The organism is Stenotrophomonas sp. HMSC10F06 (genome assembly GCF_001807865.1).
Lineage (GTDB): Bacteria > Pseudomonadota > Gammaproteobacteria > Xanthomonadales > Xanthomonadaceae > Stenotrophomonas > Stenotrophomonas bentonitica_A.
This window is the reverse complement of sequence record NZ_KV791310.1, coordinates 50,030-62,861: the sequence shown is the minus strand read 5'-3', so window position 1 is coordinate 62,861 and position 12,832 is coordinate 50,030. Positions and strand designations below refer to the sequence as shown.

11 protein-coding genes are annotated in these 12,832 nt (G+C 66.5%); 10 read left to right on the top strand and 1 reads right to left on the bottom strand.

Going from position 1 to position 12,832, the window contains the following annotated elements:
• The first annotated feature begins 91 nt into the window (after positions 1-91).
• From HMPREF3113_RS18070 to HMPREF3113_RS18055, 4 genes are all read left to right on the top strand, one after another.
• Positions 92-1,249: a two-component system sensor histidine kinase NtrB gene (locus HMPREF3113_RS18070; RefSeq protein ID WP_070474627.1), complete on the top strand. Its 1,158-nt coding sequence runs from the start codon at positions 92-94 to the stop codon at positions 1,247-1,249.
• Positions 1,242-1,610, top strand: a complete 369-nt coding sequence (locus HMPREF3113_RS18065) for a response regulator (protein WP_019184164.1) — start codon at positions 1,242-1,244, stop codon at positions 1,608-1,610. Before HMPREF3113_RS18070 ends, HMPREF3113_RS18065 begins: the two co-directional genes overlap by 8 nt.
• Positions 1,611-1,722: 112 nt before the next feature.
• Positions 1,723-3,507, top strand: coding sequence for a putative bifunctional diguanylate cyclase/phosphodiesterase (locus HMPREF3113_RS18060; RefSeq protein ID WP_070474626.1), 1,785 nt, complete (start codon positions 1,723-1,725; stop codon positions 3,505-3,507).
• Positions 3,508-3,576: 69 nt separating this feature from the next.
• Positions 3,577-3,816, top strand: coding sequence for a DUF1653 domain-containing protein (locus HMPREF3113_RS18055; protein ID WP_070474623.1), 240 nt, complete (start codon positions 3,577-3,579; stop codon positions 3,814-3,816).
• Between the two features lie 28 nt (positions 3,817-3,844).
• Here HMPREF3113_RS18055 and HMPREF3113_RS18050 read toward each other — a convergent pair whose 3' ends face one another.
• The gene (locus HMPREF3113_RS18050) at positions 3,845-4,849 is read right to left on the bottom strand and encodes a GAF domain-containing protein (RefSeq protein ID WP_254665330.1); all 1,005 of its coding nucleotides are present in this window, start codon (positions 4,847-4,849) and stop codon (positions 3,845-3,847) included.
• A gap of 211 nt (positions 4,850-5,060) precedes the next feature.
• On the opposite strand from HMPREF3113_RS18050, the gene HMPREF3113_RS18045 reads away from it, so the two are divergent.
• From HMPREF3113_RS18045 to HMPREF3113_RS18020, 6 genes are all read left to right on the top strand, one after another.
• Positions 5,061-5,288: a hypothetical protein gene (locus HMPREF3113_RS18045; RefSeq protein ID WP_070474617.1), complete on the top strand. Its 228-nt coding sequence runs from the start codon at positions 5,061-5,063 to the stop codon at positions 5,286-5,288.
• A gap of 164 nt (positions 5,289-5,452) precedes the next feature.
• Positions 5,453-6,667, top strand: a complete 1,215-nt coding sequence (locus HMPREF3113_RS18040; protein ID WP_019184168.1) for an MFS transporter — start codon at positions 5,453-5,455, stop codon at positions 6,665-6,667.
• A 144-nt stretch (positions 6,668-6,811) separates the two neighbouring features.
• On the top strand, positions 6,812-9,547 hold the full coding sequence (locus HMPREF3113_RS18035) for a UvrD-helicase domain-containing protein (protein WP_070474615.1): 2,736 nt from the start codon (positions 6,812-6,814) through the stop codon (positions 9,545-9,547).
• A gap of 132 nt (positions 9,548-9,679) precedes the next feature.
• Positions 9,680-10,567: a nitrilase family protein gene (locus tag HMPREF3113_RS18030; protein WP_070474612.1), complete on the top strand. Its 888-nt coding sequence runs from the start codon at positions 9,680-9,682 to the stop codon at positions 10,565-10,567.
• Between the two features lie 11 nt (positions 10,568-10,578).
• Positions 10,579-11,778: a hypothetical protein gene (locus HMPREF3113_RS18025; protein WP_217628723.1), complete on the top strand. Its 1,200-nt coding sequence runs from the start codon at positions 10,579-10,581 to the stop codon at positions 11,776-11,778.
• A 44-nt stretch (positions 11,779-11,822) separates the two neighbouring features.
• Complete coding sequence (locus tag HMPREF3113_RS18020) at positions 11,823-12,830, top strand: asparaginase (RefSeq protein WP_139146411.1); 1,008 nt, start codon at positions 11,823-11,825, stop codon at positions 12,828-12,830.
• Positions 12,831-12,832 lie beyond the last annotated feature (2 nt).

Here is a 12,832-nt window from a genome sequence, read left to right as displayed (position 1 = left end):
AGAAGTCAGCGTGATTGCGGCACGTTCTTGACATTTTCTTCACATCATGGCCCCTACGGTTCGGTCCCTTATCGGGGAGTCGATAACCGTCGTGGTCCAGGCCGTATCCAGCGTTGCACCGCTTGCCGACGAAAGCCGGCAGCTGAAGCTGTTGATCGACAACGTGAGCGATCACGCGATCTATCTGCTCGATACGCAGGGCAACATCTGCAGCTGGAACCGTGGCTGCGAGCGGGTCAAGGGCTATACCGCCGAAGCCGTGATCGGCAAGCATGTCGGCCTGTTCTATACCCCCGAGGATCAACAGCTGGGCGTGCCCCAGCAGGCGCTGGCGTATGCGCGTGACCATGGCCGCTTCGTCGGCGAGGGCTGGCGGGTGCGCTGCACTGGCGAGCGGTTCCGTGCCGGCGAAGTGATCGAGCCGGTCCGCGAAGACGGCTGCTTGCTCGGGTTCGTCAAGGTTACCCAGGATGTCACCGAGCGCTACCAGGCCCAGCGCCTGCTGCAGGATGCGCAGCGCGCGCATGTCCAGCAACGGCAGCTGGACAACGTGGGCCGGCTGACCCGCGGCCTGGCCCATGAATTCAACAACCTGCTGACCACCATCGGCAACGCACTGGACCTGATCGCCCTGCGCCCCGACGCCGACAACCGCACCCAGGAGCTGGTGGACCTGGCCCAGGCCGCCGCCGACCGGGGATCGCTGCTGACCCGCCAGCTGCTGGCGTTCTCGGCCGATCAGACCCTGGTGCGCGAGCCGGTGGTCGTGCAGGATTTCCTGCGCGATGCCCTGCCCGTCCTGCGCCGCGCCTGCCCGGCTGGCATCGCGGTGCAGCTGGAATTGACGGCGGACCTGCCACCGATCGTCACCGATGGCGTACAGTTGCATAGCGCCGTGTTGAATCTGGTGCTCAATAGTGCCGAAGCGATGCCCCAGGGCGGCACGGTCACGATCACGGCCGAGGTCGAACAGCGACTGGCACCGGATCTGTCCCAGCCCATGCGCCGCCACTATGTCGCCATCGCGGTGACCGATGAGGGCGACGGTATGCCCCCGGACATCGCCGAGCGCGCCAGCGAGCCGTTTTTCACCACCAAGGAAGTCGGCAAGGGCAGCGGTCTGGGCCTGAGCCAGGTGTTTGGCTTCGTCTCGCAGTGCGACGGCTTCGTCGACGTACAAACCGCCCCCGGAAGGGGCACCACCGTCCGCCTGTTGTTACCTGTCATTGAGGAAGTCGAGCATGTCTGAGCCCCTACGCGTATTGATGGTCGAAGACCAGCAGGACCTGCGTGAACTGATCGGCCAGGCCTTGCAGGACTTCGGTATCGAAATCCACACGGCCGACGACGGTCCGACCGCCCTGCGCCTGATGCAGGACCCGGGTGGGTTCGATGTGGTGTTCAGCGATATCAGCATGCCCAACGGCATGAGCGGCGTGGAGCTCAGCGAGCACGTGGCCGACGTGCTGCCCAATGCGCGCATGATCCTGGCGTCTGGCTATGCGCGCTCGCAGCTGCCGCCACTGCCGGACCATGTCGAATTCCTGCCCAAGCCCTATCGCCTGCGCCAGCTGGTCACCTTGCTGCAGTCGCCGGACGCACCGCTCTGAGCCAGGGTTCCGCCCAGCCTGCGTGAACGCTTCATCCGCCTCGCCCCTGCTTCACACTGGTTCTGCATTGCCATCGTGATAGTAGCGATGAAGTCGGAACAGGGCGCGGTACATGCTGGACAGACGCAACGATGTTGACCGGATCGCGTTGATCGAAGCACTCAACGTGATGGACCCTGCGCTGGGCACGGCGCTGGACCCGATCACCGAACTGGCGGCCTTCACCTTCGGCGTGCCGATCGCGTTGGTGTCGATCTTCGATGCCGACCACCAGCACCTCATCTCGCGCGTGGGGCTGGCGCTGACCCGCAACGAACGGCATGCCTCGATCTGCGCGCACGCGCTGGGTTCCAGCCAGGTGCTGCAGATAGAGGATCTTCGCCAGGACCCGCGCTTTGCCGGCAATGCGCTGGTCGCCGGCCCCGAGCAGCTGCGCTTCCATGCCGGTACGCCGCTGATCACCAAGGGCGGCGTCGCGCTGGGTACCCTGTGCATCATGGGGCGTGAGCCGCGGCGGCTCTCTGCCGAAGAGCAGGTGCAGTTGCAGACGCTCTCACGCGTGGTGGTTGCGCAGATGGAACTGAAGATGTCGCTCGGCCGCCGTGATCAGGTCAGCGGCCTGCCCAACCGGCAGCAGTTCCAGGCCGACCTCACCTCCCTGTCCCGCCGCGGTGAAGGCCGGAGGTTCACGGCGGTGCTGCTGGATGTGTTCGACCTGCAGAGCGCCAACGACGCCGGCCAGGCCCTGGGCATGAAACCCGTGGAAACCCTGCTGCGCCAGGCGGCGCTGCGCGTGCAGGACGTGCTGCGTGATGTTACGCAGGTCTATCACGTGGGAGTGACCCGTTTCGCCTTCCTGCTGGCGGACCACTCGCATCACCAGACCGAGGGCCTGCTCGACCGCCTGCGCGTGCGCATGCGCCGGCCGCTGATGGCCGGCAGCATCCCGATGTCACCGCAGTTCCATGCCGGCGTCTGCGACTTCCGCGCGGTACGCGAGGAGACCGCGGATCTGGTCCGCAAATGCCTGGTCGCCATGCATCATGCCCTGCAGACCGATGCCTGCCTGTGCTGGTATTCGCAGGAACGCGACGATGCCCTGCGCCGCCGTTACCGGTTGGCCTCCGATGCCGGGCGCGGCCTGGCCCAGCACCAGTTCAGCCTGGTGTACCAGCCGCGCTTCGATCTGATCGATGGGCAGCCGGTGTCGGCCGAAGCCCTGCTGCGCTGGACCCATCCGATGCTGGGCCCGATCAGCCCGGGCGAATTCATCCCGGTGCTGGAGCGCACGGCGCTGATGCCCGCGCTCAGCCGCTGGGTCATCGACCACGCGCTGGCCCAGGCCGCGCACTGGCAGAAGACCGTGCCCGGCTTCTGCCTGTCCATCAATCTCTCTCCGCGCGACTTCGATGACCAGTGCGTGTGGAGCGTGCTGTCCGAGCGGCTGCATGCCTACGGCCTCGCCCCGGGCCTGATCGAAATCGAAATCACGGAAGGCCAGTGGCTCAACCACCATCCGGCGGCGCTGCCGCAGTTGCGTGAGATGGCGGCGGCCGGCGTGCGTATCGCGATCGACGACTTCGGCAGCGGCTACAGCAACTTCGGTTATCTCAGCGAGCTGCCGATCAGCCATATCAAGATCGACCAGACGCTGGTGACCGGGCTGGCGCGCTCACGCACCGCCCGGCTGAAGGTGGAAGCCATCATCAAGCTGGCCCGGCAGCTGGGCTACCGCACCGTGGCCGAAGGCGTGGAAAACGACGCCGAGCTTTCGCTGCTGCGGCTGTGGGGCTGCGATGAAGCGCAGGGCTACCAGCTGGCCCGGCCGATGCACCCCGACGCGGTACTGCACCTAGTCAACGCCTGCCGCGCCGGCCCGTTGCCGGATGCCGGCTGACCCGACGGAACATCACCGCCAACCGGTGCGCGGGGCGATAATGGGCCGCCCGTCTTTGCTACCGCCGCCATGTCCGATCTTTCCCCGCTGCCCACCCTGCCGCTCGGCCACTACCGCCATTTCAAGGGCGGCAACTACGAGGTGATCGGGGTTGTACGCCACAGTGAAACGCTGGCGCCGATGGTGCTGTACCGGCCGCTGGATTCGGAGGTCGGCCTGTGGGTGCGTCCGTACGAGATGTTCGTCGCACGGGTGGAGGTGGAGGGGCAATGGCGGGCGCGCTTTGCGCCGGTGGAGGCGGGCGGCTGAGACGCCCCACGCCCTCCCTGAAGGGCCTTCAGCCCGCCACAGCCCGCGCCCCGTCCACCAGCGCACGCAACTGCGTGGTCACCGCGCGGAATTGCTCCGGCAGCGCGGCCGCGTCGAGCGCGTCAAGCGCGTCCACCTGACGCGAGAGCACCGACAGCGCCTCGGCCATGCTGACCACCGGCTGCCCTGCCCCGGCCAGCGCATCCTGCACATCCAGCTGCGCGCCGATCAGCCCCGCCAGCACCTCGAAGCCTTTCACCGTCGCGGCGTCGAGTCTGGAAGGATTGGGATCCAACGCGCACAGCGTGCCGTGGAAGCCACCATCGCGGCGGAACAGGGGGACCGAGATGTAGCTCTCGAACCCATACAGCGCGGGCGTGGGATGGCTGGAGAACACCGGATGGGTGCTGGCCTGGTCGAACTGGACCAGATGGCGATGCTCGCGTATCTCATCGCAGATGGTGGTCTCCAGCACCAGGTCATCGCCCGGGCGCAGACCGAAATCCAGACGATCATGCACGGCGCAGGCGGTCCACCGATCGGCGGTGACACGGGCCACCGCAACGAACCGCATGCCGGTCATCGCACTCGCCAACTCCAGCATGCCCGGCACGGCCGGCATCGCAAGCAGTGCGGCCACGTCGTCCAGGCGCGGATCCGTGGCATGGGCCAACGACGCCGCAGGCGCGCTGCCCGGACCGTCGTCATCCAGCGGGTTCTCCATCGCGGCGAGGCGGCGGTCCAGCGCTTTCGCGTTGACCTCGTTGAACAGGCCACGCACCGAGGCCGACAACGCCCTGGCATCGGTGATCGCACCCACGAAATGGAGGCCGTGCCCGACCAGGCGGATCTGCTCGACGCCGTGATCCAGCCGCAATGATGGCCACGCCAGGCGGTGCAGGATGCGCAGCCAGTCAGCGCGCGGGGTGTCATCCAGCAACGCGGTGACAATCACCCGCTGCGAACGGGTCCCCGCCTGTGGGCCGGGCAGATCGAAACCGATAAGGGCAGGAAAGCCTGGACTGGAAGACATCGCAACCTCTCTGGCGGCATCGCGCAGCCATCGACGGGTGGCCTTGAAGCCAAATTGTCGCATGAATGGGCGAGACTGGCCGTGATCGACTAGTGATATTTCGTCGCCGCCCACCGGCCAATGCCGCTGGGCGCCCAATGCGGCCCGGGTCCAAAAGGCTACGGCTATCATTGAGGTGATCTAACACCTCTCAACGACAAGGAAGTAAGACATGGGTCCTGCGGGTTCAGGGTTTTCGCTGCTGGTCGCGCTCATCGGCGCGCTGCTCGGGTTGTTGTGGCTGTTCGTTCCGTTTGCCATCTTCGGTATCAAGGGGCTGCTGCAACAGATCGTGGCCGAACAACGAGGCACCAATGAGATCCTCAGCCGCGTTCACGGCGAGCGCCTTCCGCCGGCGGCGCCCGAGCCGCAGCCGTTCAGGGCGCGGCCGTATCCGTGAAAAGGCGGCGATAGCCAAGCGCGGCGGGCCTGTCCGGACGCTGCGGTAGGCCGCTCACGGGGCAGCGCGCACCAGGCAGATCCAGCGTTCCATGGGCCCGGCTGATTAATGCTGCGTCGCAGCAGTACAATGCCGCGCTTCCCCCGTTCGACGCCGCCGCCTGCATGAGCTCCTCCTCCGTCCCTCTGGCCGCCCGGCTCTCGCCGCGCGAGCGCACCCTGATCCTGCTGGCCTTGTCGCTGGGCGGCTTTGCCATCGGCACCAGTGAGTTCGCCAGCATGGGCCTGATGCTGGAGATCAGCCGCGGGCTGTCGATCAGCGAAACCCAGGTCGGCCACCTGATCAGCGCCTATGCCATCGGCGTGGTGGTCGGCGCCCCGGTCCTGGCCTTTGCCGGCGCCGGCTTCGCGCGCCGCAACCTGCTGCTGGCGCTGATGGGCTTCTACGCGATCGGCAATCTGGCCAGTGCGCTGGCGCCCAACTACGGCACGATGCTGCTGGCCCGCTTCGTCGCCGGGCTGCCGCATGGCGCCTACTTCGGCGTGGCGATGCTGGTGGCGGCGGCGATCAGCCCGCCGGCGCAGCGTGGCGCGGCGGTGTCCAAAGTGCTGCTCGGCCTCTCCGTGGCGATCCTGGTCGGCAATCCGCTCACCACCTGGCTCGGCCAGCAGGTCAGCTGGCGCACCGCGTTCGCCCTGGTCAGCGTGCTGGCAATCGCCACCGTGGCGATGATTGCGCGCTTCCTGCTGCCCGATCCGGATGAGGTGCGTACCTCGCCGATGCGCGAACTGCGTGCCTTCAATCGTCCCCAGGTGTGGCTGGCACTGGCGATCGGTTCGGTCGGCTTCGCCGGCATGTTCTGCGTGTTCACCTATCTCGCCCCGACGCTGGTGCAGGTCACCGGCCTGGCCGAATCGTGGATGCCGCTGGCCGTGGGCATCTTCGGCATCGGCGCGATCATTGGCAACGTCGCCGGTGGCTGGCTGGTGGACCGCTTCCAGTTCCGCGCCGCCGCCGTCGTGCTGGTCTGGTCGATCCTGGTGCTGCTGGCCTTCCCGCTGGCCGCGCAATCGGTGTGGAGCGTGTTCCCGATGATCATTGCGGTCGGCACCATGGGCGCCCTGGCGGCCGTGCTGCAGACCCGCCTGATGGACGTGGCCGGCGAAGCGCAGACGCTGGCCGCCGCCTCCAACCATGCCGCGTTCAATACCGCCAACGCACTGGGCCCGTGGTTCGGTGGCATGGCGATCGGCGCCGGCTTCAGCCCTGCGGTGACCGGGTACGTTGGCGCTGCCACCGCGCTGGGCGGGCTGCTGCTGTGGTGCGTGGCGATGCTGGTGGACCGCCGCGCGCGCAGCGTGCCGGTGCTGCAGCAGTAACGGTACGCCGCGAACGACCGCTCGATCCGAATCCCCGCCCAGGCGGGGATTTTTTTGATTTCCCCTATCATGGGCATCCGATCAAACCGCGCCACCCATGCTGTTCCGGCCACGGCCGCAACGAGGGCCGCACCTGGAACACCGATGACGTACGAATGGGCCCCGAGCGACTGGGGTCAACGCCTCACGCGATCGCCGCACTGGCGCCTGCGCCTGGAAGACGACCAGCTGCTACTGACCATTGACGGTCATCGGTATCACGCGCCGCTGGATGCACTGCAGGTGTACCCGCGCCTGCCCTGGGCACGGCTGAGCCTCCATCGTGAAGGGCACCCACCGTTGATCCTCGGCGGCCTGCCCGCCGCGTCCGCGCGCTTGCTGGTGTCGGCACTGGAGGAGCGAAGCGGCAAGCAGCGCCAGCGCGACCATGTCGCCTTGTTCCAGCAGTCCCACACCGCCATCCAGCACTGGCTCGCCCAGGTGCAGGCGGCTACCGATCTGGCCGACGAGGAATCGCTGTGGCTGACCTGCGAGCAGCAGCAGGCACTGCTGGAGGCACGCCCCACCCTGCCCCTGGGTGAGGACGCGCTGTGGACGGTGTTCGATGATGCCGACCTGCGCAGCCAGCTCGATGGCGACCCGGCCGCGATCGAAGAAGCGCTGATGCTGTGGCTGGCCGACTGGCCAACGATGTGGGCGCGCCGCAATGAGGTCCATCAGGCGCGCGAACGGGTCGCCAGCCGTGCGTTGCTGGACCGCGTCGAAAGCCGGCCACTCACCGATGAGCAGGCCCGCGCGGTGATCTGCTTCGACAACCGCGTCCAGGTGGTGGCCGCAGCAGGTTCGGGCAAAACCTCCACGATGGTCGCCAAGGCGGCGTACGCCATCGAACGCGGGCTGGTCGCGCCCGAGCGCATCGTCATGCTCGCCTTCAACAAGGAGGCCGCCACCGAGCTGCAGGCGCGTGCGGACCGCGCGTTCCAGCGCCTCGGCCTGGTTCAGGTGCGGGTGGAAGCGCGCACCTTCCATGCGCTGGGCCGGCACATCATCGCCCAGGCCACCGGCAGGATGCCGCAGGTGCCGGACTGGGCGGTCGATGCCACCCAGGGTTTCCATCGGCTGGCCGAGATCATCGACCAGCTCAAGGACCGCTCGCTCGCCTTCCGTACCCAGTGGGACATGTTCCGGCTGGTGTTCGGCCGTGACCTGCCCGTCACCGGCGGGTCGCTGGACGCCGAGGAGTGGGACAAGGATGGCCAGGGGTATGTGCGCACCCTGCAGGGCGAGCGCGTGCATAGCATCGAAGCGTGCGTGATCGCCGACTGGCTGTTCTACAACGGCGTGGCGTACACCTATGCACGCCGCGATGCATTCGATGCCGGGACCGATGCGTACCGCCCGTACCGCCCGGATTTCCATTACCCCGGCATTGCGCTGTATCACGACCACCTCGCCCCGGCGGGACACGACCGCTCGCCCGCGCCTCGCGCTGGCGAGCCGGGCGCCCGCGATGGCATCGAGCGGATCGAGACCACCCCGCAGCAGTTGCGCACCGGCGAACTGTTCGTGCAGTTGGGCGAGGCCTTGTCGCAGCGCGGTATCGAACTGGACCCGAATCCCGACCGCGACCTGCCCGAGGGCGGCGCGACGCCGATGCCGGACAGCGACCTGATCGGCCTGGTCCGTACCTTCATCAGCCACGCCAAGAGCAACGCGCTGCAGGTGGAGGACATGGTCGAACGCCTGCGCCGCCTGCCCGACGATCACTTCAAGCACCGCTACCGCCTCTTCCTCGCGCTGATCGTCCCGATCCTGGAAGGCTGGGACGATGCGCTGGTGGCCGAGGGCGGGATCGATTTCGAAGACATGCTCAACCAGGCCGCCGAGCACCTCGAACAGGGGCGCTACGTCGCTCCCTTCGACCTGGTGATGGCCGATGAATTCCAGGATGCCTCGCGCGCCCGTGCGCGGCTGTGCCGGGCACTGGTGCAGGCACCGGGAAAACACCTGTTCGCGGTCGGTGACGACTGGCAGTCGATCAATCGCTTTGCCGGCGCGGACGTGTCGGTGATGACCGGCTTCGTGGACTGGTTCGGTCAGGGCCAGGTGCTCAAGCTGCAACAGACGTTCCGCTGCCCGCAGGCGCTGTGCGATGTGTCCAGTGCCTTCGTATCCCGTAACCCTGCGCAGATCCCGAAGGACGTCCAGTCGGTCACGCCGGCGTACGGCGCGGTGCTGCAGGCCTACCAGGTCGCCTCGCGCGACCGGCTGGCCGGAGCGGTCGAGCAGTATCTGGAGCGATTGCACCAGCAGCTGTTGTCCGGCCAGGTGCCGCCCGGCCGCGATGGCAAGGTCACGGTGTTCGTACTCGGCCGCTACAACGCAGACCGCGCGATGCTGCCGGCCACGTGGCGGGCACGGCATGGCCAACACATGGAGGTCAGCTTCCTCACCGCGCACCGCTCCAAAGGCACGGAGGCGGACTATGTGATCCTGCCCGGCATGCTGGACCGGCGCTTTCCCAACACCCGCGCCGATGATCCCGTGCTCGCGCTGGCGATGCCCGACAGCGATGCGTATCCGCTGGGCGAAGAACGCCGCCTGTTCTACGTAGCGCTGACGCGCGCGCGCCGCTCGGTGGCGATGTTCACCGTGCAGGGTCGGCGCTCGGCCTTCCTGACCGAGCTGGTCAATGACGGTGCGGTGCGCGTCACCTCGATGGCCGGTGAGACCATCCACGAGCAGGCCTGCCCGGCCTGCAGGGTGGGCGTGATCGTGCCGCGCACCGGGCCGTATGGCGCCTTCCAGTCGTGCTCGGGGTATCCGCGATGCGAGTACAAGCCGCCGAAGGCACGCGCAGTGACGGGCTTCCAGGAATAGAAAACAACGATTGCAGACGCGGTAATCACCTACGAGAAAATCGTAGTTTGTGTATGGCGACAGGGCGCGATCCAGCTTCTTATTCATTTGCACGGCAGCCGCCGGCGATTTGGACAGGAACAGGTAACCCGCATGAGCAATGCCATCAGCGCAGTACGCATCGCCGTCTTGCAGTTCGACCCTCAGGTCGGGGTGCATAACGGTCAGGTCAATCTGGGCAAGAGCCTGTCGCTGGCGCGGGAGGCGGTCGAAAACGGTGCCACGCTTATCGTGCTGCCCGAGCTGGCCAATACAGGCTATCTGTTCGCAGATCGTCAGGATGCCTATGCACATGCCGAGGTCATTCCCGACGGGCCCAGCACCCGCGCCTGGACCGATTTCGCAAGGGAACACCAGATCCACCTCGCCGCCGGCCTGGCCGAGCGTGATGGGGTGCATCTGTATGACACGGCTGTCCTGATGGGGCCGGATGGCCTCATCGGCAAGTATCGAAAGGCGCATCTCTGGAACAAGGAAAAGCTGTGGTTCTCGCCAGGAAATCTCGGTTTCCCGGTGTTCGAAACCAGCATCGGCCGGATCGGATTGATGATCTGCTGGGATGTCTGGTTCCCGGAGGTGCCACGCCTGCTGAGCCAGCAGGGCGCCGACATCATCTGCAGCTTGAACAACTGGGTATGGACACTCCCGCCGCTGTTCGACGACGCGGGAAAGTGCATGGCGTCGTACCTGACAATGACCGCAGCGCACGTCAACAACGTCTTCATCGCTGCCGCCAACCGCGTTGGCAGCGAGTGCGGTGAACGCTTCCTTGGATGCTCACTCATTGCGGGTACCAACGGCTGGCCAATCGCGCCGGTGGCCCCGGCGGAGCACCAGGCCATCGTCTATGCCGACATCGACCTGTCGACCGCCCGCAGCGCTCCCATCTGGAATGCTTTGAACGATCTGCATCGTGATCGACGCACTGATCTCTACGACCCGATGCTGGGCTATCGCCAACATCCCTCTCTGCCGCGGTGAGGCCGGACGAGATGCCGACGCCCTCCACTCTCGACCGGCGTGGCATCTCGGCCTCGCCGTGGGTCTTGATGATCGCCGCCACAGCGATCACGGTAGTGCTGCTCGGCGCGACGGCGCTCGCCCATCGCTCCAGTGGTGCGGGCGACTGGCCGGGCTACGACGACATGATGGCCGGCCTCAGCGCTTCGCCATGGGCAAGGTGGCGCTGGATTGCCGGTGACCTCAGTGAGGTCACCTTCTACAAGCACGAGTGGGCCTCGGCAGGCCTTCTTCTGGGTGCGGCGGTCGGGCATCTCGCCAGTCGCGGCGGACATCGCTGGCAGGGCTTCAGCATCTGCTACGGCAGTGGTTTGTGGCCCTGGGTAGTGTCCAGCTCGCTGCTGGGTATGCTGCTGAGCCATGCACTATGGGGATGGTCACTCGGTACGGGGACTTGGCAGCCCACCTTTGTCGCCGCTGTTTCCTTGCCTGCCGCCATGGTTCTACTGTTCGGGCGAGGGTGGAAGATCGCTGTCAACGGGGCAGTGCTGGGCGCCGTGCTGGTGACTCCGTCCTGCCTGCTGCTGGTCAACTACGTATGCACCCCGCTCCAACTCCCGGCCGTTGTGGGCAATGTACTCGGCATGGCGCTGGGCAGCGCGGCCGCCTTCTTCCTGTGTCGGCGCATCCCGTGGCTGGTCAGCCCGCCTGCTCCGCAGCGGAAGCTTCCGGTGCCGTCAGCGCCGGTGGTCACGCAACGATATGGCATCACCTGGACCGTTCGTCGTGTACTGGCAGATTTCTCAGAAGCCCCCTTCTTCGGTAACGAATGGGCCAGCATTGGCCTGCTCGCGGGGGTATTGCTCGCGTACGCGCTGAATCCGCTCGCGCCAGCCTATGGCTCGGGCCTGCTGCTGCCTCTGATTGCCGGCCAGGCGCTTGCATCCCTCGTCGGTGTCATCCTCTGGCGCCGGCAATGGATGTCGCACGGCTGGCACCCCACCTATGTCCCACTGGTCTCCGTTGTCCCCGCCGCGGTTCTGACCCACGGCGGCGGAATGGCGGTGGTGATCAGCAGCGCGGTGCTGGGCGCCCTGATCGCCCCGCCACTGGCGAGAGCTCTTTCATCCCGGTTGCCCAACCATGTACATCCGTACCTCGGCAATGTCCTGTCGATGGCTGTCAGCACCCTGCTCGTCGTGCCGTCACTGGGCCTGGTTTTCCGCGGTTGAGTTCCCGGAACGTCACGAATCCTCCCTGTTCCCTGAGGTCTGCCTTGCCCACACCCCGAATCTCCATCGCCACGCTTGGCGGCACGCTGAGCATGCAGCACCAACAGGGAGGCGAAGGAATCACACCCGCCCTGGCTGGCGACGCCTTGCTTGCCACCGTGCCTGCCATTTCCGATATCGCGCAGATCGGCGTGCAAAGCCTGAGTCTGGTCCCCAGCGCATCGCTGGACTTCAACCTGCTGCTGCAGGTGCTGGCGTGGGCGGACCGTCAGATCGAAGAAGGTGCTGACGGCGTGGTTGTCACCCAGGGCACGGACACCTTGGAGGAGACCGCCGCATTCCTCGATTACCTCTGGACTCACGATGCCCCCCTGGTCGTTACAGGGGCGATGCGCCCGGCGGGACAGGCCGGGGCGGACGGCCCCGGCAACATACTGGACGCCACCCTGGTTGCCTGCACTGCCGACAGTCGCGCACGCGGTGTCCTGGTCGTCATGAACGCCGAGGTCCACGAGGCCAGGCATGTACGGAAGTCGAGCACGCTGGCCCTTCATGCCTTCACTTCGCCCGTGGTGGGTCCCGTCGGCCTGATGATCGAAGGCCGCGCCTGCTTTCTTCGCCCGGCGCGCGCCCGCATGCTGGTGCCCTTGCCAACGCGTACGCACCAGAAGATTGCGCTCCTGGAAGCAACACTTGCTGCCGATACCCTGCTGTTGGAGCAGTTGCTGCCGCTGGGCTACGAAGGCCTCGTCATCGCGGGTTTCGGCGCAGGTCACGTCAGTGCATCCTGGTCCAACGTCCTGGCGCGCATTGCCACGAAGATTCCGGTCCTCGTGGGCACGCGTGCGGGGTCGGGACCGACCGCACAGTGCACCTATGGCTTTGAAGGTGGCGAGATCGGTCTGATCCGCAATGGTCTCCGGATGTGTGGGCTGCTGTGTCCGCGCAAAGCCCGGCTGCTTCTCTGGCTGTTGGCAGGTAGCGGCCGACAGGACGACCTCGTCGACTACCTCCGCGAGTACACCTTGCCCACGCCAGGCCGACCCAGTTGAGC

Coding starts and splice junctions, on each gene's coding strand:
- HMPREF3113_RS18065 (WP_019184164.1), top strand. CDS start 1,242: ATGTCTGAGCCCCTACGCGTATTGATGGTCGAAGACCAGCAGGACCTG.
- HMPREF3113_RS18060 (WP_070474626.1), top strand. CDS start 1,723: ATGCTGGACAGACGCAACGATGTTGACCGGATCGCGTTGATCGAAGCA.
- HMPREF3113_RS18055 (WP_070474623.1), top strand. CDS start 3,577: ATGTCCGATCTTTCCCCGCTGCCCACCCTGCCGCTCGGCCACTACCGC.
- HMPREF3113_RS18050 (WP_254665330.1), bottom strand. CDS start 4,849: ATGTCTTCCAGTCCAGGCTTTCCTGCCCTTATCGGTTTCGATCTGCCC.
- HMPREF3113_RS18045 (WP_070474617.1), top strand. CDS start 5,061: ATGGGTCCTGCGGGTTCAGGGTTTTCGCTGCTGGTCGCGCTCATCGGC.
- HMPREF3113_RS18040 (WP_019184168.1), top strand. CDS start 5,453: ATGAGCTCCTCCTCCGTCCCTCTGGCCGCCCGGCTCTCGCCGCGCGAG.
- HMPREF3113_RS18035 (WP_070474615.1), top strand. CDS start 6,812: ATGACGTACGAATGGGCCCCGAGCGACTGGGGTCAACGCCTCACGCGA.
- HMPREF3113_RS18030 (WP_070474612.1), top strand. CDS start 9,680: ATGAGCAATGCCATCAGCGCAGTACGCATCGCCGTCTTGCAGTTCGAC.
- HMPREF3113_RS18025 (WP_217628723.1), top strand. CDS start 10,579: ATGCCGACGCCCTCCACTCTCGACCGGCGTGGCATCTCGGCCTCGCCG.